Below are 24,941 nucleotides of genomic sequence, written 5' to 3'. Positions count from 1 at the left end.
AGAGAGGTCCCCACCATGACCCCAGCCCAGACCGAGGTGTCGCGGCCGCGCGACACGTCCGAGGACCCCCGGGACGGCACCCCGGTCATCTCCGTGCGCCGGCTGTGGAAGGTGTTCGGGCCGAAGGCCGACGAGGTGCCGGGCTCCGAGGAGCTGTGCGGGCTCACCCGCCGCGAGCTGATGGACCGCACCGGCTGCACCGCCGCCGTCCGGGACGTCAACTTCGAGGTGTCGCCCGGCGAGGTCTTCGTCGTCATGGGCCTGTCCGGGTCCGGCAAGTCCACCCTGGTGCGATGTCTGACCCGGCTGATCGAACCCACCGCCGGCGAGATCGTCTTCGAGGGCGAGGACATCCGGGACGCCGACGCCCGGCGGCTGCGGGAACTGCGGCGCAGCAAGTTCTCCATGGTCTTCCAGCACTTCGGTCTGCTGCCGCACCGCAAGGTCGTCGACAACGTGGCGTTCGGCCTGGAGATCCGGGGCATGAGCAAGGCCGAACGCATGAAACGCGCGATGGAGACCGTCGAACTGGTGGGCCTCGCCGGCTACGAGAACTCCTACCCCGACCAGCTCTCCGGCGGTATGCAGCAGCGCGTCGGCCTCGCCCGCGCCCTCGCCGGAGACCCCGACGTCCTTTTCTTCGACGAACCGTTCTCCGCGCTGGACCCGCTGATCCGCCGCGACATGCAGAGCGAGGTCATCCGCCTGCACCACGAGGTCGGCAAGACCATGGTCTTCATCACCCACGACCTCTCCGAGGCCCTCAAGCTCGGCGACCGCATCCTGATCATGCGGGACGGCAAGATGGTCCAGTGCGGCACCGGTGACGAACTGGTGGGCGCCCCGGCGGACGACTACGTACGGGACTTCGTCAAGGACGTGCCGCGCGGCGACGTCCTCACCCTGCGCTGGATCATGCGGCCCGCCGAGCCCGACGACGCCCTGGACGGACCGGAGCTGGGCCCGGACGTCGTCGTACGCGAGGCGACCCGGGCGGTGCTCGCCGCCGAGAAGCCGGTCAAGGTCGTCGAGAACGGCAAGCTGCTGGGCATCGTCGGCGACGAGGAGATCCTCTCCGTGGTCGCCGGGCAGGAAGGCGGCGCGTGATGGCAGCCGTCGCCGACGCGACCGTGCCGGTCGCGACGATACGCAGGAAGGTCAGCCGCCCGATGGTGGTGGCGGCGATCCTGGTCGTCTGGCTGGTGCTCTTCGCCGCGCTGCGCGGCCGGCAGACCCTGACCCTGGCCGCCGCCGACCTCACCGCTCTGCACCGCTGGCTGAACGACGTCAACGACAGCATCGGCGCCAACCGCAACTCCAACCCGCTCTTCCTGTACTTCTTCAACGAGATCCGGCTGGTCATCGACAACCTGGTGACCTTCGTCCAGTCGCTGATCTCCCAGCCGGCCGACGGCCGTCCGGTTCCGCAGATCGGCTGGCTCGGCGTCGTCGGAGTCACCGGCTACGTCTCCTGGGCCGTCGGCAACTGGCGGGTCGCCCTGCTGGCCGTCGCCGGCTTCACCTTCTTCGGGCTGCAGGGCCTGTGGCAGGAGAGCATGGACACCCTGGCGCTGACCCTGTCGGCGGTCCTGGTGGCCCTGCTCATCGGCATCCCGCTCGGCGTGTGGGCGGGGCTCTCCGACCGGGTCAACCGGATCATGACGCCCTTCCTGGACTTCATGCAGACGATGCCGACCTTCGTCTACCTCGCCCCGCTGACCCTGATCTTCCTCATCGGCGGAGCCTCCGCCGTGATCACCACGGTCATCTACGCGGCCCCGCCCGCCATCCGCATCACCGCGCACGCCATCCGCTCGGTGCCCGAGACCACCGTCGAGGCGGCCGACTCGCTCGGCGCCACCCGCATGCAGCAACTGGTGAAGGTGCTGCTGCCGATGTCGAAGCGCACGGTCGTCATGGGCGTCAACCAGACCATCATGGCCGCCCTGGCCATGGTCACCATCGCCGCCCTGATCGACGCGCCCGGCCTCGGCAAGACCGTCATGCAGGCCCTCACGTCCCTCGACGTCGGCACCGCCTTCAACGCCGGCCTCGCCATCGTCGTGATGGCGATCGTGCTCGACCGGGTCACCACGGCGGCCGCCGCGCGCACCGAGGCCCGCCGCACGGACGGGTGGTTCCTGAAGTGGCGCCGCCCGCTGCTCGGGGCGGGCGGGGTCGCCGCCGCCGTCCTGGTCTACCTCTCCCACACCTACGTCTGGGCGGCCGAGTTCCCCGGTGACGGCACCGTCGGCAGCCACCTCGCGAGCGGGGCCGACACCGCGACCACCTGGATGCAGGACCATCTCTTCGGCCTCACCAACGCCCTGCGGGACGCCCTCACCAACGGCCTGCTCAACCCCTTCCAGACCCTGCTCACCGACTCCCCGTGGTGGCTGGTCGGCGCCGTCCTGGTCGCGCTCGGCGCGGTCCTCGGCGGCTGGCGGGCCGGGGTCACGGCGGCCGTGTGCGTCGGGCTCCTTGTCGGCACCGGACTCTGGTCGGACAGCATGACCACCCTCGCCTCGACCGCCGTGGCCACCGTCCTGACGATGCTGGCCGGCGTTGTTTTCGGCGTGTGGATGGGCCGCAGCGCTCTGGTGGACGGGCTGCTCCGGCCCACCCTGGACGCCGCGCAGGTCATGCCGCCGTTCGTCTATCTGGTGCCGTTCCTGGCGCTCTTCGGCGCCACCCGCTTCACGGCGATCATCGCGGGCGTCGTCTACGCGGCACCCGTCGCGATCAAGATCATCGCGGACGGGGTGCGGAACGTGCCCGAGTCCACCGTGGAGGCGGCCACCTCCGCCGGGTGCAACACCTGGCAGATCATCACCAAAGTCCAGCTGCCGATGGCACGCGGCGCCCTGACCCTCGCGACCAACCAGGGCCTGATCTACGTGCTGTCGATGGTTGTGTTGGGCGGCCTGGTAGGGGCCGGCGCCCTCGGCTACGACGTCGTGGCCGGTTTCTCGCAGGGCGAGCTGTACGGCAAGGGGCTGGCGGCAGGGCTCGCCATCGTACTGCTCGGAGTCATGTTCGACCGGATCACTCAGGCTGCGGCACGACGCACCAGGGCATAAGGAGCTCGACACCATGGCACAACACTGGCGAGCCGGCGCGGCCGGCCTGGCCGTCCTCGGCCTCACCCTCACCGCCTGCGGCGGGGCGAAGGTCGGCGACAGCAGTTCCGCCGGCTCGACGTCCTCGGGCGGCAAGTGCGGCACCTTCAACCTGGCCGTCAACCCCTGGGTGGGCTACGAGGCGGACGCGGCGGTCGTCGCGTACGTCGCGCAGCACGACCTCGGCTGTACGGTCAGCAAGAAGGACCTGAAGGAGGAGATCGCCTGGCAGGGCTTCGGGACCGGCGAGATCGACGCCGTCCTGGAGAACTGGGGCCACGACGATCTGAAGAAGAAGTACATCACCGGGCAGAAGACGGCCGTCGAGGCCGGCTCCACCGGCAACAAGGGCATCATCGGCTGGTACGTGCCGCCGTGGCTGGCCAAGGCGCACCCCGACATCCTCGACTGGAAGAACCTCGACAAGTACGCGTCCAACTTCAAGACGTCCGAGTCGGGCGGCAAGGGGCAGCTGCTCGACGGCGACCCGTCGTACGTCACTAACGACGCCGCCCTGGTGAAGAACCTGAAGCTGGACTTCAAGGTGGTGTACGCGGGCAGCGAGACCGCGCTCATCCAGGCCTTCAGAACGGCCGAGAAGAACAAGCAGTGGCTGATCGGCTACTTCTACGAGCCGCAGTGGTTCCTGTCCGAGGTGCCGCTGAAGAAGGTCTCCCTGCCGGCGTACACGACGGGTTGCGACGCCGACGCGGCGAAGGTCGCCTGCGACTACCCCGTCTACGACCTCGACAAGATCGTCAGCGCGAGCTTCGCCAAGTCGGGCAGCCCGGCGTACGACCTGGTGAAGAACTTCAACTGGACCAACGACGACCAGAACACCGTGGCCAAGTACATCGCGGTGGACAAGCTGTCGGACGACGCGGCGGCGAAGAAGTGGGTCGACGCCAACCCCGACAAGGTCAAGGCCTGGCTCAAGTAGCGAGGGCCGCGGGAGGAATCGTTCCGGGACGCCCGGCGGGCGGTGCGCAGCTGTGCGCGCCGCCCGCCGGGCGTTGCCGCTTTCCGGCCACGGCAGGGGCCGTTCCGCGGGCCGTCCTGCGGGCCGTTCCGCTAGGTCACCACCCTCTTGACACCCCTCCTTTCCGGCGGGCACATTGAGTTGCGCAGCCTGAATCACGTTGCGCACAAAGCAACTGCACCGGTCTCAAGTTCGGAGGTTGGGCGATGGCGGGACCCCGAGTGGTCATCATCGGAGCGGGCGTCGTGGGAGCGGCCCTCGCGGACGAGATCTCCGCGCGCGGCTGGACCGAGGTGACCGTGGTCGACCAGGGCCCCCTTCCGGCCACGGGGGGCTCCTCTTCACACGCCCCCGGCCTGGTCTTCCAGACGAACCCCTCGAAGACCATGACGGAGCTGGCCCGCTACACCGTCGAGAAGTTCTGCTCCCTCGACGTCGACGGCAAGCCCTGCTTCCTCCAGGTCGGCGGCCTCGAAGTGGCCACCACCCCCGAGCGCCTCACCGAACTCCACCGCCGGCACGGCTGGATCACCGCCTGGGGCATCGAGGCGCGCCTGCTGACCCCCGACGAGTGCGTGGCACAGCACCCGCTGGTCAACCGCGACCGGGTCCTCGGCGGCCTCCTGGTCCCCACCGACGGCCTCGCCAAGGCCGTCCTCGCCGTCGAGGCCCAGATCCGCCGGGCCACCGAGCGAGGCGTCCGCTTCCTCGCCCGCCACGAGGTCCTGGACGTACGGCAGAGCGAGGGCGCCGTCACCGCCGTGCTGACCGACCAGGGCGAGATCCCCGCCGACATCGTCGTGTGCTGCGCCGGCATCTGGGGCCCCAAGATCGCCCGTATGGTCGGGATGAACCTCCCGCTCACCCCGCTCGCCCACCAGCTCGCCTGGACCGGCCCGGTCCCCGCCCTGGCCGGCCAGACCGAGGAGGCGGTCCGCCCGATCCTGCGCCACCAGGACGCCGACCTCTACTACCGCGACCGCTTCGACGCCCTCGGCATCGGCTACTACGGCCACCGCCCCATGCCGGTCTCCGCCGACGACATCCTCTCCGTGGACGAGGCCGACCAGATGCCCTCCGTCCTGAAGTTCACCGAGGAGGACTTCGCGGACGCCTGGACCGAGACCCAGTCCCTCCTCCCCGCGACCCGCGAGGCCAAGGTCGAGGAGGGCATCAACGGCCTCTTCTCCTTCACCACCGACGGCTACCCGCTGCTCGGCGAGTCCCCGGACGTCAAGGGCTTCTGGGTCGCCGAGGCCGTCTGGGTCACCCACTCCGCGGGCGTCGGCCGCGCGGTCGCCGAGTGGCTGGTCGACGGCCACTGCTCGTCCTTCGACCTCCACGAGTGCGACGTCAACCGCTTCGAGCCGCACCAGCTCGCCCCGGAGTACGTCCTGGCCCGCGACTGCCAGAACTTCGTCGAGGTCTACGACATCCTCCACCCCCTCCAGCCGTCCGGGAAGCCGCGCCCGATCCGCACCAGCCCCTTCCACGCCCGCCAGCAGGAGCACGGCGCGTTCTTCCTGGAGGCGAACGGCTGGGAGCGCCCCCAGTGGTACGAGGCGAACGCGGGCCTGCTCGAAGGCCGTTCGATCCCCACCCCCAACGACTGGGCCGCGCGCTACTGGTCACCCATCGTCGGCGCCGAGGCCCAGGTCACCCGCGAGACCGTCGCGATGTACGACATGACCGCCCTCAAGCGCCTGGAGGTGAGCGGCCCCGGCGCCGCCGACTTCCTGGAGGGCCTGGTCACCGGCAAGGTCGCCAAGTCCGTCGGCTCGGTGACCTACACCCTGCTCCTCGACCGCGACGGCGGCATCCGCAGCGACATCACCGTCGCCCGCCTCGCCCGCGACCTCTTCCAGGTCGGCGCCAACGGCAACCTCGACCTCGACTGGTTCACCCGCCACCTCCCGGCCTGGGGGCACCTCCCAGCGGTAGCTGGGGGAGGCACCGTCCAGGTCCGCGACATCACCCCCGGCACCTGCTGCATCGGCCTCTGGGGCCCCCTTGCACGCGAGGTCCTCCAGCCGCTCACCGACGAGGACTTCTCCAACGACGGCCTCAAGTACTTCCGCGCCAAGCGCGCCTACATCGGCTCGGTGCCGGTCACCGCGATGCGGCTGTCGTACGTCGGCGAACTCGGCTGGGAGCTGTACACCACCGCCGACCAGGGCCAGAAGCTCTGGGACACCCTCTGGCAGGCGGCCGAGCCGCTCGGCGGGATCATCGCCGGCCGCGGCGCCTTCAACAGCCTCCGCCTGGAGAAGGGCTACCGCTCCTTCGGCACCGACATGACCTACGAGCACGACCCCTACGAGGCCGGCGTCGGCTTCGCCGTCAAGCCCGACAAGGGCGACTTCGTCGGCAAGGCCGCGCTGGAGCGGCGCGGGGCGGACGTGCGGCGCCGGCTGAGCTGCCTCACGATCGAGGACCCGCGGGCCGTCGTGATGGGCAAGGAGCCGGTGTACGACGGTGACCGCGCCGTCGGCTACGTGACCAGCGCGGCCTACGGCTACACGGTCGGCAAGGGGATCGCGTACGCGTGGCTGCCGACGGAGCTGGCGGTGCCCGGGACCGGGGTGCAGATCGGGTACTTCGACCGGCGTGTGGACGCGGTGGTGGCCGAGGAGCCGTTGTTCGACCCGGCGATGAGTCGGCTCCGTGGGTGACGGATCGCGGTGGCGTCGTTGTTCGGCTGCGGGTACGTCGTGGCTGGTCGCGCAGTTCCCCGCGCCCCTTTGGGGCGCGCCCTCGCCAAGGTCGTTTGAAAGGATCGGGAAACCCGCATGAACGCGTTGAACACGCCCCTGGCCGAGCTCGACCCCGAGGTTCATGCCGCGCTCCGTGCCGAGCTGGACCGGCAGCAGTCCACCCTGGAGATGATCGCCTCCGAGAACTTCGCGCCCGTCGCCGTGATGGAGGCGCAAGGCTCGGTGGCCACCAACAAGTACGCCGAGGGCTACCCCGGCCGCCGCTACTACGGCGGCTGCGAACACGTCGACGTCACCGAGCGGCTGGCGATCGAGCGGGTCAAGTCCCTCTTCGGGGCCGGGTTCGCCAACGTGCAGCCGCACTCGGGCGCCCAGGCCAACACCGCCGTCTTCTTCGCCCTGCTCCAGCCCGGCGACACGATCCTCGGCCTCGACCTCGCGCACGGCGGCCACCTCACCCACGGCATGCGCCTCAACTACAGCGGCAAGATGCTCAATGTCGTGCCGTACCACGTCTCCGAGACCGACAACCTCGTGGACCTGGACGAGGTGGAGCGCCTCGCCAAGGAACACCGCCCGAAGATGATCATCGCGGGCTGGTCGGCGTACCCGAGGCAGCTGGACTTCGCGGCCTTCCGCCGGATCGCCGACGAGGTCGGTGCCCTGCTCATGGTCGACATGGCGCACTTCGCGGGCCTGGTGGCGGCGGGGCTGCACCCGAGTCCCGTCCCGCACGCCCACGTGGTGACCACGACCACGCACAAGACCCTCGGCGGTCCCCGCGGCGGGGTCATCCTCACCGACGACGCCGACCTCGCCAAGAAGATCAACTCGGCGGTGTTCCCCGGCATGCAGGGCGGCCCGCTGGAACACGTCATCGCGGCGAAGGCCGTCTCCTTCAAGGTCGCCGCGTCACCCGGGTTCGCCGAACGCCAGGCCCGCACCCTGGCCGGCGCCCGCATCCTCGCCGAGCGCCTGACCCGGCCCGACGCGGCCGCGGCCGGAGTGAAGGTGCTGACCGGCGGCACGGACGTCCACCTCGTCCTGGTAGACCTGCGGGAGTCCCCGCTGGACGGCCGGCAGGCGGAGGACCTCCTCCACGAGATCGGCATCACGGTCAACCGCAATGCCGTCCCCTTCGACCCGCGTCCGCCCATGGTCACCTCCGGCCTGCGCATCGGTACCCCCGCGCTGGCCACCCGGGGCTTCACGGCGGAGGACTTCGCCGAGGTGGCCGACGTGATCGCCCTCGCCCTCCAGCCCGAGCCGGACGTACCCGCCCTGCGCGCCCGCACCGAGGCGCTGGCCGCGAAGCACCCGCTCTACCCGCACCTCTCGCACGACGGAGACGCCCGATGAGCCCCCGCACCCGCCCCCTACGCCCTGCGGGCGTGGGGGGACCCCCAGGCGCCGACCTCCCCGACCACCCGGACTTCCTCTGGCGCACCCCCGAGCCCAGGCGGTCGTACGACGTCGTCATCGTCGGCGGCGGCGGACACGGCCTCGCCACCGCCCACTACCTGGCCAGGAACCACGGCATCACCAATGTGGCCGTCCTGGAGAAGGGCTGGCTCGCAGGCGGCAACATGGCCCGCAACACCACGATCATCCGCTCCAACTACCTGTGGGACGAGAGCGCGGGCATCTACGAACACGCGCTGAAACTCTGGGAGGGCCTGGAGGAGGAACTCGACTACCCGATCCTCTTCTCCCAGCGCGGCGTCCTGAACCTCGCCCACAGCCTCCAGGACGTCCGCGACAGCGTCCGCCGGGTCGAGGCCAACCGCCTCAACGGCGTCGACGCGGAGTGGCTCGACGCGGACGGGGTCAAGGAGGTCTGCCCGATCGTCAACACCTCACCCGACGTGCGTTACCCGGTCCTCGGCGGCACCTACCAGCCCCGCGCGGGCATCGCCAAGCACGACTACGTGGCCTGGGGCTTCGCCCGTTCCGCGGACGCGGCCGGCATCGACATCATCCAGAACTGCGAGGTCACCGGGCTGGACGTGGTGGGCGGCCGGGTCGTCGGCGTCCGGACGACCCTCGGCCCGATCGCGGCCGGCAAGGTGGCCCTGTGCTCGGCCGGCCACACCTCGGTCCTGGCCGCGCTGGCCGGCATCGAACTCCCGCTCCAGAGCCACCCGTTGCAGGCCCTCGTGTCGGAGTTGCTGGAGCCCGTCCACCCCACCGTCGTCATGTCCAACGCGGTGCACGTCTACGTCAGCCAGGCGCACAAGGGCGAACTCGTGATGGGCGCGGGCATCGACGCGTACAACTCCTACACCCAGCGCGGCGCGTTCCACATCATCGAGGAGCAGATGGCGGCGGCCCTCGAACTGTTCCCGGTCTTCGCGCGCGCCCACGTGCTGCGCACCTGGGGCGGCATCGTCGACGTCAGCCCCGACGCCTCACCGATCGTGGGCCTCACCCCGGTGGACAACCTGTACCTCAACTGCGGCTGGGGAACCGGCGGTTTCAAGGCCACCCCGGGGGTCGGCTGGGTCTACGCCCACACCATCGCCCACGACAGCCCCCACCACCTCAACGCCCCCTTCTCGCTCGACCGTTTCACCACCGGCGCGCTCGTCGACGAGCACGGCGCGGCCGCGGTGGCCCACTAGGGAGCCCAACCATGCTGCTCATCCCCTGCCCGTGGTGCGGGCCCCGCGACGAGACCGAGTTCCACTACGGCGGCCAGGCCCACGTGCCGTACCCGGAGGACCCGGCCTCCCTCACCGACGAGGAGTGGGCGCGCTATCTGTTCTTCCGCGACAATCCCAAGGGCCCGTTCGCGGAGCGCTGGAGCCACGCGGCAGGCTGCCGGAGGTGGTTCAACGCGGTACGCGACACGTCGACGAACGAGATCCTGACGGTGTACCGGGCGGGAGAGCCGCGTCCGACGGCTCCCCTCTCAGCCCGTCCGGCGGGGCCTTCACGGCCGACGTCTGCTCTCTCAGCCCGTCCGGCGTTTGAGGACGAGGCCGTTCAGGCCGAAGCGGGGTCTGGGGGCGCAGCCCCCAGCGGGGTCGAAGGGGCAGCGCCCCTTCAGGACGGGACGGGCAGGGGCGGCGGGGGCGACCATACTCTCCGCACCCCCACCGGCGGCCGGATCGACCGCACCACCCCCCTCACCTTCACCTTCGACGGCACCGACTACCAGGGCTACCAAGGCGACACCCTCGCCTCCGCCCTCCTCGCCAACGGCGTCGTCCAAGCAGCCACCAGCATCAAGCTCGGCCGCCCCCGCGGCATCTTCTCCGCCGGCGTCGAAGAACCCAACGCGGTCGTCCAGATCGAGGCCCCCTTCCCCGAGCCGATGCTCCCCGCCACCACCGTCGAGCTCCACGACGGCCTGGTCGCGACCAGCCTCCCGGGCCAGGGCCGCCTCGCCACCACCCCCGACCCGGCCCGCTACGACGCCGTACACGCCCACTGCGACCTCCTGGTGGTCGGCGCGGGCCCGGCCGGCCTCGCGGCAGCGGCGGCGGCAGCCTCCAGCGGCGCCCGCGTCATCCTCGCCGACGACCAGCCCGAACCCGGCGGCAGCCTGCTCGGCACCGGCGAGCACCTCGACTGGGTCGCGGCCACCCGCACCCGCCTCGAAGCCGCCCCCGAGGTACGCGTCCTGCCCCGCACCACCGTCTTCGGCCACTACGACGACAACCACCTCCTCGCCGTCGAGCGCCGCACCAACCACCTCGGCGCCGACGCCCCACCGAACGTCTCCCGCGAACGCGTCTGGCGGATCCGCGCCCGGCACGTCGTCCTCGCCACCGGCGCCCACGAGCGCTCCGTGGCGTTCGGTGACAACGACCGCCCCGGTGTGATGCTGGCGACCTCGGCCCGCACCTACCTGCACCGGTACGCCGTGCTCCCCGGCCGGCAGGCGGTCGTCCTCACCACCAACGACAGCGCCTACGCGGCCGCCCTCGACCTCGCGGCGGCCGGAGTCGGCATCGCCGCGATCGTCGACACCCGGCCCGAACCGGGCCAGTGGGCCGAGCGGGCCCGGTCCGCCGGGATCGAGGTGCTGCCCGGGCACGCGGTCACCGGCACGGCGGGCCGCGAGCGGCTCACCGCCGTGACCGTCGCCCCGTACGAAGGCACCGGCACACAGCGGGAGTTCGCCGCCGACCTGCTCCTCGTCTCCGGCGGCTGGAACCCGGTCGCGCACCTGTTCAGCCAGGCGGGCGGCAAGCTCCGTTACGACGAGGTGCTCGGCACGTTCGTGCCCGACAGCTGCCGTCAGGCGGTGGCGGTCGCGGGCGCCGCGAACGGGGCGTTCGACCTCGCCACGGCCCTCGTCGAGGGAACGAAGGCCGGCACCCGCGCGGTGGAGGCGGAGGGCTACACCGCCGGGACCCCCGCCCTCCCCGCCGTGGCCCCGCAGCCGTACACCCCGCCCATGCAGGTCTTCAGCGTCCCCGGTGAGGCTCCCCGGTTCGTCGACCTCCAGCGCGACGTCACGGTGGACGACCTCGCGCGCGCGACCGGCGCGGGCCTGCGCTCGGTGGAGCACACCAAGCGCTACACCACGGCCGGCACCGCCAACGACCAGGGCCGGACCGGTGGCGTGCTGGCGAGCGGGGTCGTCGCCGAACTCCTCGGCGTGGACGTCTCGGCGCTCGGCCTGCCCACCTTCCGGCCGCCGTACACCCCCGTCTCCTTCGCCGCCCTCGCCGGCCGCGACCGGGGCGCCATGCTCGACCCGATCCGCACCACAGCCCTGCACGACTGGCACGTCGGGCACGGCGCGCTCTTCGAGAACGTCGGACAGTGGAAGCGGCCCTGGTACTACCCGCTGGACGGCGAGGACATGGAGAGCGCCGTGCTGCGCGAGTGCCGCGCCGCCCGCGAGGGCGTCGCCTTCATGGACGCCTCCACCCTCGGCAAGATCGACGTCCAGGGCCCGGACGCGGCGCTCTTCCTCGACCGGCTCTACACGAACATGATGAGCAACCTGAAGGTCGGCATGATCCGCTACGGCGTGATGTGCCGCCTGGACGGGATGGTGTTCGACGACGGCACGGTCATCCGGCTCGCCCCCGACCGGTTCCTGGTCACCACCACGACCGGCAACGCGGCGGCCGTCCTGGACTGGATGGAGGAGTGGCTGCAGACCGAGTGGCCCGACCTGCGGGTGCACTGCACCTCGGTCACCGAGCACTGGGCGACCGTCGCCCTGGTCGGCCCGCAGTCCCGCGCGGTCCTCGGCTCGCTCGCGCCCGCACTGGCCGTGTCCAACGAGGACTTCCCGTTCATGGCCTGGCGGGAGACCACCGTCGCCGGCATCGACGCCCGCGTCTGCCGGATCAGCTTCTCCGGCGAACTCGCCTACGAGATCAACGTGTCGCCGTGGCAGGCCGTCCCGCTGTGGGAGGCGCTGTACGAGGCGGGCGCGCCGTACGGCATCACCCCGTACGGCACCGAGACCATGCACGTGCTGCGCGCGGAGAAGGGCTACCCGATCGTCGGCCAGGACACCGACGGCACGGTCACCCCGCAGGACCTCGGCATGGGCTGGGCGGTGTCGAAGAAGAAGCCCGACTTCATCGGCAAGCGCTCCTACGCCCGCGCCGACAGCGTCCGCCCCGACCGCAAGCACCTGGTCGCCCTGCTGACGGATGACCCCGCCGTCTTCCTTCCCGAAGGCACCCACCTGGTCGCCGACAGCGAACTGCCCGCCCCGCCCGTGCCGATGCTCGGCCACGTCACCTCCAGCTACCGCAGCGCCGCGCTCGGCCGGACCTTCGCGCTCGCCCTGGTCAAGGGCGGCCGGGACCGTATCGGCGAACGCCTCTACGCCCCCGTCGGCGACCGGCTGCTGCCGGTGACCGTCGCCGGTCCCGTCCTCTACGACCCCGAGGGAGCCCGCCGCGATGGCTGACACCGCCCCGACCGCACGGCCGCGCAGCCCCCTGGCCGACGCCGCGCCCCGCCTGGCCGCCGTGACCCGCTCCTCCAAGGGCGCGCTCCGCCTGGCCGAACTCCCCTTCCTGGCCCAGGTGAACGTCCGCCTCGACGCCAAGAGCCCGGCGGCGGACGCCGTGGGACCGGCCCTCGGACTCCCACTGCCCCTGGAACCCGACACCGTGGTGCACGCGGGCGAGGTGACCGCGGTGTGGCTCGGCCCCGACGAATGGCTGGTGGTGGGCCGGCCGGGCACCGAACGGGACCTGGAGCGCCGCATCCGCACGGCCGCCGGGGACGAACCGGCCGCCGTCACCGACGTCTCCGCCCAGCGCACCACCCTCCTGGTCGGCGGCCCGCGCGCCCGCGACCTGCTCGCCCACGGCTGCGCCCTGGACCTGCACCCCCGTGCCTTCGGCCCCGGCCGCTGCGCCCAGACCACGCTGGCCCGCACCCAGGTCGTCCTGGTCGCACGGGACGAGACCAGGGCCGGCTTCTGGGTGCTGGTGCGCTCGTCGTTCGCCGGCTACCTGGTGGACTGGCTGCTGGACGCGGCCGTGGAACACGTGTGAGGCACCACGAACGGCGGGCCGGCACCCTGGGCGGGTGCCGGCCCGCCGCTCGTGGTGGCGAGGAGGGTTGTCAGCGGAAGACGACCGTGCAGCGGCCGTTGACCAGCACCCGGCTCTCGCTGTGCCACCGCACGGCGCGGGCGAGGACCTGGGCCTCCACGTCACGGCCCAGCGCGACCAGCTCGTCCGGGGCGTGCGAGTGGCTCACCCGGACGACGTCCTGCTCGATGATCGGGCCCTCGTCCAGATCGGGCGTCACATAGTGCGCCGTGGCGCCGACGAGCTTGACGCCGCGCCGGTGCGCCTGGACGTACGGCCGGGCCCCCTTGAAGCTCGGCAGGAAGGAGTGGTGAATGTTGATGGCCCGGCCGTCGAGCTGCTTGCACAGGTCGTCGGAGAGGATCTGCATGTACCGGGCGAGCACCACCAGGTCGACGTCCAGTTCACCGACCAGACGCAGCAGCCGGGCCTCCGCCTCGGCCTTGGTGTCGGGTGTCACCGGGATGTGGTGGAAGGGGATGCCGTAGGTACGGGCCAGCGACTCGAAGTCGCGGTGGTTGGAGACGATCGCCGGGATCTCGATGTTGAGCGCGCCCGTGGACCTGCGGAACAGCAGGTCGTTCAGGCAGTGGCCGAACTTCGACACCATGATGAGGGTGCGGGTCGGGGTCGACGCGTCGTTCAGCCGCCAGGTGATCCGGTGCTCTTCGGCGACCGGGACGAAACCGGTGCGCAGCTCCTCCAGCGAGACCGCGCCGTCCGGGACGTCGAAGTGCACCCGCATGAAGAAGCGGTCCTCCAGCCGGTCGTCGAACTGCTGACTCTCCAGGATGTTGCCGCCGTGGCCGACCAGGAAGCCGGTGACGGCGTGGACCAGACCGGCCCGGTCGGGACAGGACAGGGTGAGGACGAACTCGCGGCCGGGCTGCGGTCGAGGAGACATGCCATCCTCCTGATGCGCATTGCGCAACGATGTGGACTATACGCAACATGGTCCAGCCTGGGCGGTCGGCTGGTCAAGAGGCAGCGTTCCACTTGACGCACTACTCCGTGCCATGCGCAACGCACTTCCCTGCCGGAGCCGCCGTCAGCGACCGGACTCGTGCCGCTCCGCGAGCCGCTTCAGATGCACCGCGCGTGATGCGCTCGTCTGGCCCTGGACCAGCAGGAACAGGCCCTCCCTGGCCAGCCGTTGGGCGCGGTGGTCCAGGAGCATCGCCCGGCCGCCACCCGTCACCACCGCCGCGGTGGTGGCCGTACGCATCAGCGTGAACGCCTCCGCCCGCACCGCCAGCCGCTCCTCCACGTGCTCGTCCGGCACCGGATGGTCGGCCAGCGCGTACGCCCGGCGGCGGACCTCCGCCAGGCGGCACCGCAGTACGGCCGCGTACTCCTCCTCCACCAGCGCCAGCGCCGCCTCCGCGATCCCGAAGACCGCCGGGTTGGCGTTGCGGGTCTTCGGACGGTCCGCCGCCGCCCACCGCGCGTACGGCGTCCGGAGCGCGACCGACTCCTCCGGGACACGCAGGTCGTCCAGCTCCAGGGACACCGTCCGGGACGCGGTGAGCGCCGCCAGGCGCATCGGCTCCGACGGCCGCAGGCCCGGCTGCTCGCGTGCCTCCACGAAGGCGAAGAGGGCTTCGTCGTCCTCGGTCACCCCGGCCAGCAGCAGCACGTCGTTCAGCCCCCAGCCGGTGTACCAGGGCACGGTGCCGGAGAAGCGCCACCCGTCCGCCTCGCGCCGTACCCGCACGGGGACCCGCGGGTACGACCGCAGATGCGCGTACGCCACCCCCGACAGCAGCTCACCGCGCGCCAGCGGGCCCAGCAGGCGTTCCCGCACCGGCAGGGCCGTCCCCGCCAGGGTCAGCACCGGTGTCTGGTGCTGCGTCTGCACGAACCAGGTCGAGCAGCACGCCCCGGCCAGGATCTCCGCCGTCTCCCGCACCACGGACGCGGGCGCCGCCGAGCCGCCGTACGCCACCGGCGCGGTCACCCCCAGCAGGCCCGAGCGCTTGACCGCCTCGATGTGGCCCGGGGGGATGCCCTCCTGGTCGACGCGCTCGGCGGCGGGGGAGAGGAGCCCGTCGGCGAGTTCCCGGGCGCGGGCGACGAGCGGATGCGCGGCGATGGTCATGGAGAAGATTCTTTCGGCTTCCCGGCGTGCGGTGTCGATCCGGCGGCTCGCCGTTCGTGTAGAAGGCGGGAACACCCCACGGAACAGCTCACGCCACACCTCACGCCACACCTCACGACGACCGAGGAGAACATCGTGAAGCACTACCTGCTCAGCGTGGTCCAGCCGGCCGGAGCCACCCCGCCCTCGCCCGACGCGCTCGCCGCGATCATGCGCGACGTCGAGGCGTTCAACGACGAACTGCGCGCCGCCGGTGCCTGGGTCTTCGCGGGCGGACTGCACGGTCCGGAGACGGCCACGATGCTGCGGCCCGAGGGCGGGGACGTACTGATCACCGACGGGCCCTACGCCGAGGGCAAGGAGTACCTGGGCGGGCTCTGCCTCATCCGCGCCGAGGACCTCGACGCCGCCCTGGAATGGGGCCGCAAGGCCGCTCTGGCCACCACCCTCCCCATCGAGGTACGGCCCTTCGTGGACCAGGACTGATGGCGGAGGCCGCCGACGTCGAGGCCGTCTTCCGTGCCGAGTACGGGCGCGCGGTCTCGGTCCTCGTCCGCTTCCTCGGCGACATCGACCTCGCCGAGGAGGCGGTCCAGGACGCCTTCGCCACGGCGCTCGACGGCTGGCCGCGCACCGGGGTGCCGCCGAGCCCGGCCGGCTGGATCATCACCACCGCGCGCAACCGCGCGATCGACCGGCTGCGCCGCGAGTCCTCCCGGGACGCCCGGCACGCCGAGGCCGCCCGGCTGTACGCGCCCGACGCACCGGCCGAGGAGGGCCCCGTGCGCGACGAACGACTCCGGCTGATCTTCACCTGCTGTCACCCCGCGCTCGCCCTCCAGTCCCGGGTCGCCCTGACCCTGCGCCTGCTCGGGGGGCTCAGCACGGACCGGATCGCCCGCGCCTTCCTGGTCCCCGAGCCCACCCTCGCCCAGCGCCTGGTACGCGCCAAGGCGAAGATCCGCGACGCGGGGATCCCCTACCGGGTCCCGAAGGACGCCGACCTCCCCGACCGGCTGAACGGGGTACTGGCCGTCGTCTACCTCGTCTTCAACGAGGGCTACGGCGGCGATCCCGCGCTGTGCGCCGAAGCCGTGCGCCTGGGACGGCTGCTGTACGAACTGATGCCGGACGAGCCCGAGGTCGCCGGGCTGCTCGCGCTGATGCTGCTGGTCGAGGCCCGGCGGCCCGCCCGGGAGTCGGCACAGGGGGAGTTGGTGCCGCTGCCCGAGCAGGACCGCGGACGGTGGGACCGGGAGCTGGTCGCCGAGGGGCAGGACCTCGTCCGGCGCTGCCTGCGCCGCAACCGCCCCGGGCCCTACCAGATCCAGGCCGCGATCAACGCCGTGCACAGCGACGCACCCACCGCCGAGGCCACCGACTGGGGGCAGATCCTGCGGCTGTACGACCAGCTCATGGCCGTCGCCGCGAGTCCGGTCGTCGCGCTGAACCGCGCGGTCGCGGTCGCCGAGGTCGCGGGCCCGGCCGCCGCGCTGGAGCTGGTCGACGCGCTCGGCCTGCACGGCTACCACGTGCTGCACGCCGTCCGCGCCGACCTGCTGCGCCGGCTCGGCCGGGACGCCGAGGCGGTGGCGGAGTACGACGCCGCCATCGCGCTCGCCGACAGCCTTCCCGAACGGGCACACCTCGCACGACGGCGGGGCGAACTCACCGGCTGACCAGGTGTGATCTTCGTCAAGCGCAGTACTTTCGCAACGCCGGAATTTACTTCGGACCCTGAATGGTTGCAAAGTACATCTGACCGTTTGAGACCTTCAAGACCACAGTCGGGCCCCGAGGCCCGTGCGCATCACCAGCGAGGCATCCGTGAACCAGCCCACCCCCGAGCAGCCCGCCGACATCGTGGCCCGGCTGCGCGCCACCTTCCGTACCGGCCGCACCAAGCCCGTCGAGTGGCGCACCGGCCAGCTCCGTCGACTGCGCGCCATGCTCACGGAGCGCGGCGACGACATAGCCGCCGCCCTCCATGCGGACCTGGGCAAGAGCACCCGCGAGGCCTACGGTTCGGAGATCGACTTCACCGTCCGGGAGATCGACCACACCCTCGACCACCTGGAGGAGTGGCTGCGCCCGGAGTCCGCGCCGGTCCCCAAGCACCTGGGTGGCGACGCGACCGCCTGGACGCAGTACGACCCGCTCGGCGTCGTCCTCGTCATCGCCCCGTGGAACTACCCGGCCCAGCTGCTGCTCGCCCCCGTGGCCGGCGCCCTCGCCGCCGGAAACGCGGTCGTCGCCAAGCCCAGCGAGCTGGCGCCCGCGACCTCGGCAGCACTGGCCCGGCTGCTCCCGGCCTACCTCGACACCGAGGCGGTCGCCGTCGTCGAGGGCGGCATCCCGGAGACCACGGCGCTGCTCGCCGAGCGCTTCGACCACATCTTCTACACCGGCAACGGCGTGGTCGGCCGGATCGTGATGCGCGCCGCCGCCGAGCACCTCACCCCGGTCGCCCTCGAACTCGGCGGCAAGTCCCCGGCGTTCGTCGACCGCGACACCGACCTGACCGTCGTCGCGGAGCGGCTGGCGCGCGGCAAGTTCCTCAACGCCGGGCAGACCTGTGTGGCCCCCGACTACGTCCTGACCGACCCGGAGACGGCCGCGGCCCTGGAGCCCGCCCTGGCCAAGGCCGTCGAGGGACTGTTCGGCAGCGAGCCCAAGGAGTCCGGCGAGTACGGCCGGATCGTCAACGAGCGCCACTTCGACCGGCTCAGCGCACTGCTCGGCTCGGGCCGGGTGGCCGTCGGCGGCGGTACCGACCGTGCGGCCAAGTACATCGCGCCCACGGTGCTCGCCGACGTCGACCCGGCGTCCCCCGTGATGCGGGAGGAGATCTTCGGCCCGATCCTGCCCATCGTGACCGTCCCGGACCTCGACAGCGCGATCGGGTTCGTCAACGACCGCGACAAGCCCCTCGCGCTCTACGTGTTCAGCGAGTCCGACGGCACCCGGGACCGGTTCGCCGCCGAGACCTCCTCCGGCGCCCTCGGCCACGGCCTCCCGCTCGCCCACCTCACCGTCTCCGACCTGCCGTTCGGCGGGGTGGGGGAGAGCGGCATGGGCAGCTACCACGGCCGCTACTCCATGGAGACGTTCAGCCACCGCAAGGCGATCCTCGCAAAGCCCCTCGGCTGACCCCCGCCTCTCCCCGGGCCCGACCGCACCGACGCGGCCGGGCCCGACTGCTGTCGAGGTGCGGCCCGGACCGGGCCGGCTGTTGTGGTGCCGCGAGGGCGTGGCGAGGTCCGACCGCTGCTGCGCCCCGGTGTTTGGCCGGGGCTGCCTGATGTGATGCCACGGGGGCGTGGTCGGGTCCGCGGCTGCCGCATCGCGGTGTGGTGGTCGCGCCCGAAAGGTGCTGTGCCATGGCGAGTGGCTGAGGCTCACCCTTGCTGCCGCAACGACGCGGCCGCGCCGGACCGCTGCCTGCCCCAGTCGGCCGCGGCGAATGCCCGGCTCCCTTGTCTCCGGGCGTAGTTGCGGACGCCGTGGCTCGGGGACCGATGCCCGGTTGACTGGTCTACACCCTTGACTGGTACAGACCAAGTCGGTTGAGTGTGCCTCACACCCCCCACCGCGGCCGCACCCCCTTCCAGGGGCGCGGCCGTGCTCCGCGAAGGAGTTGATCCGTGTTGAGGCGCCGTATCGCCGCACTCCTGACCTCGCTCGCCATAGGCAGCTCCGCCCTGGTGCTCCAGGCGGCCCCCTCGGCCTCCGCCGCCGGCTTCGTCGTCAGCGAGGCACAGTTCAACCAGATGTTCCCGAGCCGGAATTCCTTCTACAGCTACAGCGGTCTCACCGCCGCCCTCAGCGCCTACCCCGGTTTCGCCAACACCGGCAGCGCCACCGTGAAGAAGCAGGAGGCCGCCGCCTTCCTCGCCAACGTCAGCCACGAGACCGGCGGACTGGTCTACATCGTCGAGCAGAACACCGCCAACTACTCGCACTACTGCGACCGGAGCCAGTCCTACGGCTGCCCCGCGGGCCAGTCCGCCTACTACGGGCGCGGCCCCATCCAGCTCAGCTGGAACTTCAACTACAAGGCCGCGGGCGACGCGCTCGGCATCGACCTCCTCAACAACCCCTGGCAGGTCCAGAACAACTCCGCCGTCGCCTGGAAGACCGGCCTGTGGTACTGGAACACCCAGAAGGGTCCCGGCACCATGACCGGCCACAACGCCATGGTCAACCAGGCCGGCTTCGGCCAGACCATCCGCTCCATCAACGGCTCCCTGGAGTGCGACGGCAAGAACCCGGCACAGGTGCAGAGCCGGGTCAGCGCCTACCAGAAGTTCACCCAGATCCTGGGCGTCCCGACCGGCAGCAACCTCTACTGCTGACCCTCCCGCCAGGACCGTGTGCCAGACTCCGTCGATGACCTCCGAAACGATCACCGCGGACGCCTCCGGCACCTGGAAACTCGGCGACCTGCCCGTCCACCGCCTCGGCTTCGGCGCGATGCGGCTGACGGGCAACGTCGCCTTCCCGCACGGCACCCCGAGCGACCGCGCCCGCTCGACCGCCGTCCTGCGCAAGGCCGTCGAACTCGGTGTGAACCACATCGACACGGCGGCCTTCTACTTCTCCACCCTGCGCTCCGCCAACGAACTCATCAACACCGCCCTGTCCCCCTACCCGAACGACCTGGTCGTCGTCACGAAGGTCGGCCCGTTCCGCGACTACTCCGGCGAGTGGGGCACCTCGGCCCGCCCCGACCAGCTGCGCGGGCACGTCGAGGAGAACCTCCGCCAGCTCGGCCGCGACCACCTGGACGTCGTCAACCTCCGCCGGATGGGCCAGGAGTCGATCGCCGAGCACTTCGGCGCCCTCGCCGAACTCCGCGAGGCGGGCCTGGTCCGGCACCTCGGGGTCTCGGCCGTCGAACCGCGCCACCTCGACGAGGCGCTGGCCATCGCCCCCGTGGTGTGCGTGCAGAACCGCTGGGGGCTCGACACCCGGGACCCGGAGACCGACGAACTGGTCCGCGTCTGCGGCGAACGCGGCATCGCCTTCGTACCCTTCTTCGCCGTCGCGGGCGAGGCCGGGGCGGGCGGCGTGGCCGAGGCCCACGACGACGAGCTCCTCGCGATCGCCCGCGCCCACGACGCCACCCCCGCGCAGATCCGCCTCGCCTGGACCCTGCACCAGGGCCCGCACGTCCTCGCGATTCCCGGAACCGGCAACCCGGACCACCTGGCCGAGAACGTGGCGGCCGGCGCCATCCGGCTCACCGACGACGAGCTGACCCGGCTGAACGCCCTGCACACCAGCGCCGGTTGACGGCCCTGCTCAGTCCGCCCACACCCCGTCCCGCATCAGGTGCCGGCCACGCAGCTCGCGCTCCTCGTGCCAGGCCTGCACCGCGTACGGCCGGATCCGGAAGAAGGCGTACGACGGGCTGCCCCCGCGCGGGTCCCAGCCCGTCTTCGCCCGCAGCGCCTCGACCGCCGGTCCGGGCACGTCGGCCGGGGAGAAGACGGTCACCTCCCCGTCGAGCAGCACGACGTCCCGTGTGTCGCCGAGCGCGAGCCGGGCCCGGCCGCCGTCCCGCAGATTGCGGCCGGTCGGGTTGGTGATCCGGGTGGACAGCCACACCGCGTCCGCGTGCCAGACGAACCAGAGCGGGACGAGACACGGCAGCCCGGCGTCGTCCGCCGTGGCCACCCAGATGTCCGTCTCCCGCTCCAGACGGGCGAGTACGTCGTGCCTGCGCTGCTCGGCGGAACGGACCGGGTTCGTGATCTTCATGACGGCGAAGCTACCGGCCGGGCCCGCTGCACGCCTCGGGCCCGCGTCCTAGGTCTCCGGTACCGCACACCCCGGGAACGATTCCCCGGCCGGCGAGGACGCCCCCTTCCGCAACCGCCCCCTCATAATGGGTTCACGGGCGACGGGCACCGCCGGGCTGACTACACTGCCGTAGACGGTCTGCGGGCCGAGGACGAAAAAGGAGTGAGGAACCCTCCATGGCCGACGGGAAGGACGAACGCCGGCCCGCCGGCGAACTGGAGGCGAGCGTCATGGCGGCTCTCTGGGCCGCCGGTGTGCCCCAGACCTCCGGACAGGTGCAGCGGAGCCTCGGCACCGCCCTGGCCCGCACGACGGTGACGACGATCCTGACCCGGCTGCACGACAAGGGCGTGGTCGAACGGCACCGCCAGGGGCGCGGCTACGCCTACGTACCCGTCCAGGACGCGCAGGGCCTGACCGCGAAGCGGATGCACACCGAACTCGACCGGGATGCCGACCGGGAGACCGTGCTCGCCCGCTTTGTCGCCCAGCTCAGCCCCGACGACGAGCGCGTTCTGCGCGGCCTGCTCGAAGCCGACGAGCAATCCGGTGGATGATGATCGCACTACTGATCCTGCCGCTGCTGCTGCCGTTCGCCCTGCCGCCCCTGGCCCGGCGGGCCCTCGACCGGCTGGCCCCCGCCGTCGCGCTCCGGGCGATCACCGGCTCGGCCGTCGTCCTCGCGGCGTGCTCGCTCGCCGCGCTCGGCGCGTTCGTCCTCACCGGGCTGCTCAAGCTGCCGTTCTTCGCCGCGCTCGGCGACCTGATCCGGCCCCTGCACACCGCCTCCGACCGCTACGTGCTGCCGCTGGCCGCCGTGTCGGTGGGCGGCCTCGCCGTGTGTGCCTGGACGCTCGCACGGTCGGTGCTACGGCAGGTCCGTGCCTTCCGCGCGGCCCGCACAGAGGCCGGCCGAGGCCCCGCGGCGGGTGATCTGTGCGTGGTCGACTCGCCGTGTGCGGACGCGTACGCGCTGCCCGGCAGGCCGCACCGGATCGTGGTCACCACCGGGATGCTGCGCAGCCTCGACGGCAGCGAGCGGGAGGCGCTGTTCGCGCACGAACGGGCGCACAACGCGGGCGGCCATCATTACTTTCTCGCCGTGGCCGAGCTCGCGGCGCACTGCCATCCGGCGCTGCGCGGCGTTCGGGACGTCATTCGGCTGGCCGCCGAGCGGGCCGCCGACGAGGCCGCGGCGAGCGCGGTGGGGGACCGGCGGCTGACGGCCCGCGCGATCGCCCGGGCCGCGCTGGCGGGGCAGGGCGGGGGCGTCGAGCGGCCGGCGTTCGTGCCCGGTGCCGCGACCGGGCCGGTTCCGCTGCGGGTGCAGGCGCTGCTGGCCGCTCCGCGGGTACGGCGGCGGGCCGGGGCGTGGGTCGCGGTCCTGCTGGTGGCCTGCGCCGGGCTGTCGTGTGTCGCCTCCGCGACCGGGATGATCGACTTTCATCATCGGGTGGAGGTCGCGCAGGGGGAGGCGGAGCGGTAGGGGCCGCGTCGATGGTTCGGCTGCGGGCCGGTGGGGGCTGGCCGCGCAGTTCCTCCCCCAGCCTTCGGCCGGGGGTACCCCCAGCGCCCCTGACGGGGCGCTCCGACCGCCGCCTCCTCAAATATCGCCCTCGGTATGAGGTGACTGGCATCCCTCGCGTTTTACGTATAACCTCTTCCGCTAACCGCTCCACCGAAAGGCCCCCATGCGACGCGTCGCCCTGGTCACCCTCGTCGTCGGCGACTACGAGGAGGCGATCCGCTTCTACACCGAGGCCCTCGGGTTCCGGCTCGTCGAGGACACGCCGCGGCCCGACGGCTCCCGCTGGGTCGTCGTGGAACCCGGCACGCAGGGCCACGGCACCGGGCTGCTGCTCGCCCGCGCCAAGGACGAGGACCAGCGTGCCCGCGTCGGCGACCAGACGGGCGGCCGTGTCGGGTTCTTCCTGCACACCGACGACTTCGCCCGCGACCACGCCCGGATGACCGCCGCCGGCGTGACCTTCCTGGAGGAGCCGCGGCACGAGCCGTACGGCAGTGTCGCCGTCTTCCAGGACCTCTACGGAAACCGCTGGGACCTGCTCCAGCCCACCGCCTGACCGATCACTCCGAACCACCTGCCGAGGAAAGCTCCACCATGACTGCTACGCGCGTAGACGCAGATGTGATCCGTCGCCTTCCCAAGGCCGTCCTCCACGACCACCTCGACGGCGGCCTGCGCCCCGCAACCCTGGTCGAGCTCGCGGCCGAGGTCGGTCACACCCTGCCCACCACGGATCCGGACCAGCTGGCCGCCTGGTACTTCGAGGCCGCCAACTCCGGCGACCTGGTCCGCTACATAGCCACCTTCGAGCACACCCTCGCCGTGCTGCAGACCAAGGAGGGGCTGCGGCGGGTGGCCGAGGAGTACGTCCTCGACCTGGCCGCCGACGGTGTGGTGTACGGCGAGGTGCGCTACGCGCCCGAGCTGAACGTCAGGGGCGGGCTGACGCTGAACGAGGTCGTGGAGAGCGTGCAGGAGGGGCTCGCCGCCGGAATGGCGAAGGCCGCTGCCGCCGGCACGCCGGTCCGGGTCGGCACCCTGCTCTGCGGGATGCGGATGTTCGACCGGGTCCGCGAGGCCGCCGAGCTGGCCGTCGTCTACCGGGACGCCGGTGTCGTCGGCTTCGACATCGCCGGGGCCGAGGCCGGCTTCCCGGCCGCCGACCACCTGGACGCCTTCCAACTGCTGCGCAGCGAGAGCGTGCCCTTCACGATCCACGCCGGTGAGGCCTTCGGCCTGCCCAGCATCCACCAGGCGCTCCAGGCGTGCGGCGCCCAGCGTATCGGGCACGGTGTCCGCATCACCGAGGACATCGTCGACGGCAAGCTCGGCCGCCTCGCGAGCTGGGTGCGGGACCGCCGCATCGCCCTGGAGATGTGCCCCACCTCCAACCTCCAGACCGGCTGCGCCACCTCGATCGCCGAGCACCCGATCACCGCGCTGAAGGAGCTGGGCTTCCGGGTCACCCTCAACACCGACAACCGGCTGGTCTCGGGGACGACGATGACCCGGGAGGCGTCCCTGCTGGTCGAGGAGGCCGGCTGGACCGTCGAGGACCTGCGCGCGGTCACGGTGAACGCCGTGAAGAGCGCGTTCATCCCGTTCGACGAGCGCAAGGCCCTCATCGAGGACGTCGTCCTGCCCGGTTACGCCGCCGCGCTCTGAAGCAGCCCCCGCAGGTAGGCCGCCTGTCCGACGTGCTGGAGGTCGTCGGACAGGACACTCACCAGCCGTACGCCCAGTGTGACCGGCGGGTCGAAGCGCGTGTCCACGATGCGTTCGAGGTCCTTGGCGGGGAGCTCGCGCAGCACCCCCAGGGTCTGCTCGTGCACCGCGTCGTAGTAGCCGGTCAGCAGGTCGCCGGAGTCCACCGTGACCTTGGCGACCTTCGCGGGGGTGTGGCCGTACCCGTGGTCACGGGGCGGCAGGTCGAGGCCGAAACGCTTCTCCCAGCCCTGGGCCAGCCACACCTGGTCCAGGTCGAAGGCGTCGGCGACGTGGTCGTCCTGGATCCGGGTGAGGTGCCAGACCAGCCAGGTGATGGAGTTGGCTTCGGGGGACGGCCGGGCGTTGAGCAGGTCGGGGTCGGCGCCGTCGAGGGCGGCATGGACTTCTTCCTGGATGCGGCCGAAGCCGTCGATGAGGATGTCCCTTGCATGCATACGACCACGATCGCG

Annotated in this window: 21 protein-coding genes; 17 read left to right on the top strand and 4 right to left on the bottom strand. The window is 71.8% G+C overall.

Annotated features, from left to right (window positions below):
- The first annotated feature begins 15 nt into the window (after positions 1-15).
- The 8 genes from SSP29_RS23580 (at position 16) to SSP29_RS23545 (ending at position 13,294) form a co-directional block, all read left to right on the top strand.
- Entirely contained in the window at positions 16-1,107 is a 1,092-nt protein-coding gene (locus SSP29_RS23580) for a quaternary amine ABC transporter ATP-binding protein (RefSeq protein ID WP_089102739.1), read from the top strand.
- On the top strand, positions 1,107-3,080 hold the full coding sequence (locus tag SSP29_RS23575) for an ABC transporter permease (RefSeq protein ID WP_089102738.1): 1,974 nt from the start codon (positions 1,107-1,109) through the stop codon (positions 3,078-3,080). Before SSP29_RS23580 ends, SSP29_RS23575 begins: the two co-directional genes overlap by 1 nt.
- Before the next feature lie 13 nt (positions 3,081-3,093).
- Positions 3,094-4,059 (top strand): ABC transporter substrate-binding protein, encoded by a 966-nt coding sequence (locus tag SSP29_RS23570; RefSeq protein ID WP_089102737.1) that lies wholly within the window; start codon positions 3,094-3,096, stop codon positions 4,057-4,059.
- Positions 4,060-4,304: 245 nt separating this feature from the next.
- Positions 4,305-6,770 (top strand): GcvT family protein, encoded by a 2,466-nt coding sequence (locus SSP29_RS23565; protein ID WP_089102736.1) that lies wholly within the window; start codon positions 4,305-4,307, stop codon positions 6,768-6,770.
- Between the two features lie 117 nt (positions 6,771-6,887).
- Positions 6,888-8,171 (top strand): serine hydroxymethyltransferase, encoded by a 1,284-nt coding sequence (gene glyA, locus SSP29_RS23560; RefSeq protein ID WP_089102735.1) that lies wholly within the window; start codon positions 6,888-6,890, stop codon positions 8,169-8,171.
- A gap of 32 nt (positions 8,172-8,203) precedes the next feature.
- On the top strand, positions 8,204-9,433 hold the full coding sequence (locus tag SSP29_RS23555) for a sarcosine oxidase subunit beta family protein (RefSeq protein WP_245883177.1): 1,230 nt from the start codon (positions 8,204-8,206) through the stop codon (positions 9,431-9,433).
- Positions 9,434-9,444: 11 nt separating this feature from the next.
- Positions 9,445-12,699: a sarcosine oxidase subunit delta family protein gene (locus tag SSP29_RS23550; protein WP_089102733.1), complete on the top strand. Its 3,255-nt coding sequence runs from the start codon at positions 9,445-9,447 to the stop codon at positions 12,697-12,699.
- Positions 12,692-13,294 (top strand): sarcosine oxidase subunit gamma, encoded by a 603-nt coding sequence (locus SSP29_RS23545; RefSeq protein WP_089102732.1) that lies wholly within the window; start codon positions 12,692-12,694, stop codon positions 13,292-13,294. Before SSP29_RS23550 ends, SSP29_RS23545 begins: the two co-directional genes overlap by 8 nt.
- A gap of 70 nt (positions 13,295-13,364) precedes the next feature.
- On the opposite strand, the gene purU is transcribed toward SSP29_RS23545, so the two are convergent.
- A complete protein-coding gene (purU, locus tag SSP29_RS23540) occupies positions 13,365-14,237 on the bottom strand; it encodes a formyltetrahydrofolate deformylase (RefSeq protein WP_089102731.1) in 873 nt (290 codons plus the stop codon).
- Positions 14,238-14,381: 144 nt separating this feature from the next.
- Positions 14,382-15,431 (bottom strand): acyl-CoA dehydrogenase family protein, encoded by a 1,050-nt coding sequence (locus tag SSP29_RS23535; protein WP_089102730.1) that lies wholly within the window; start codon positions 15,429-15,431, stop codon positions 14,382-14,384.
- Positions 15,432-15,566: 135 nt separating this feature from the next.
- On the opposite strand from SSP29_RS23535, the gene SSP29_RS23530 reads away from it, so the two are divergent.
- The 5 genes from SSP29_RS23530 to SSP29_RS23510 all read left to right on the top strand — a co-directional run bounded on the left by SSP29_RS23530 (position 15,567) and on the right by SSP29_RS23510 (position 20,726).
- Positions 15,567-15,917 carry a YciI family protein gene (locus SSP29_RS23530; RefSeq protein WP_089102729.1) on the top strand — a complete coding sequence of 117 codons (351 nt, stop codon included), beginning with the start codon at positions 15,567-15,569 and terminating at the stop codon, positions 15,915-15,917.
- Entirely contained in the window at positions 15,917-17,110 is a 1,194-nt protein-coding gene (locus tag SSP29_RS23525) for an RNA polymerase sigma factor (RefSeq protein WP_089102728.1), read from the top strand. The genes SSP29_RS23530 and SSP29_RS23525 overlap by 1 nt, the downstream gene beginning before the upstream one ends.
- Before the next feature lie 148 nt (positions 17,111-17,258).
- Positions 17,259-18,581 (top strand): aldehyde dehydrogenase family protein, encoded by a 1,323-nt coding sequence (locus SSP29_RS23520; protein WP_089102918.1) that lies wholly within the window; start codon positions 17,259-17,261, stop codon positions 18,579-18,581.
- A gap of 494 nt (positions 18,582-19,075) precedes the next feature.
- A complete protein-coding gene (locus tag SSP29_RS23515; RefSeq protein WP_089102727.1) occupies positions 19,076-19,786 on the top strand; it encodes a chitinase in 711 nt (236 codons plus the stop codon).
- A gap of 34 nt (positions 19,787-19,820) precedes the next feature.
- A complete protein-coding gene (locus SSP29_RS23510; protein WP_089102726.1) occupies positions 19,821-20,726 on the top strand; it encodes an oxidoreductase in 906 nt (301 codons plus the stop codon).
- Between the two features lie 9 nt (positions 20,727-20,735).
- On the opposite strand, the gene SSP29_RS23505 is transcribed toward SSP29_RS23510, so the two are convergent.
- Positions 20,736-21,194, bottom strand: a complete 459-nt coding sequence (locus tag SSP29_RS23505; RefSeq protein ID WP_089102725.1) for a pyridoxamine 5'-phosphate oxidase family protein — start codon at positions 21,192-21,194, stop codon at positions 20,736-20,738.
- 218 nt (positions 21,195-21,412) lie between these two features.
- Here SSP29_RS23505 and SSP29_RS23500 point away from each other — a divergent pair, with 218 nt between their 5' ends.
- The 4 genes from SSP29_RS23500 to SSP29_RS23485 all read left to right on the top strand — a co-directional run bounded on the left by SSP29_RS23500 (position 21,413) and on the right by SSP29_RS23485 (position 24,429).
- Positions 21,413-21,793, top strand: a complete 381-nt coding sequence (locus SSP29_RS23500) for a BlaI/MecI/CopY family transcriptional regulator (protein WP_089102724.1) — start codon at positions 21,413-21,415, stop codon at positions 21,791-21,793.
- Complete coding sequence (locus SSP29_RS23495; RefSeq protein ID WP_089102917.1) at positions 21,793-22,722, top strand: M48 family metalloprotease; 930 nt, start codon at positions 21,793-21,795, stop codon at positions 22,720-22,722. Before SSP29_RS23500 ends, SSP29_RS23495 begins: the two co-directional genes overlap by 1 nt.
- A gap of 205 nt (positions 22,723-22,927) precedes the next feature.
- The gene (locus tag SSP29_RS23490; RefSeq protein WP_089102723.1) at positions 22,928-23,320 is read left to right on the top strand and encodes a VOC family protein; all 393 of its coding nucleotides are present in this window, start codon (positions 22,928-22,930) and stop codon (positions 23,318-23,320) included.
- 38 nt (positions 23,321-23,358) lie between these two features.
- The gene (locus SSP29_RS23485; protein WP_089102722.1) at positions 23,359-24,429 is read left to right on the top strand and encodes an adenosine deaminase; all 1,071 of its coding nucleotides are present in this window, start codon (positions 23,359-23,361) and stop codon (positions 24,427-24,429) included.
- Here SSP29_RS23485 and SSP29_RS23480 read toward each other — a convergent pair.
- Positions 24,411-24,926, bottom strand: a complete 516-nt coding sequence (locus SSP29_RS23480; protein WP_089102721.1) for a mycothiol transferase — start codon at positions 24,924-24,926, stop codon at positions 24,411-24,413. The genes SSP29_RS23485 and SSP29_RS23480 overlap by 19 nt on opposite strands.
- Positions 24,927-24,941 lie beyond the last annotated feature (15 nt).

This window comes from Streptomyces hyaluromycini (assembly GCF_002217755.1).
In the GTDB taxonomy this organism is placed as follows: Bacteria; Actinomycetota; Actinomycetes; order Streptomycetales; family Streptomycetaceae; genus Streptomyces; species Streptomyces hyaluromycini.
The sequence above is the reverse complement of the archived record's forward strand: the minus strand, read 5'-3'. Positions and strand labels throughout refer to the sequence as shown.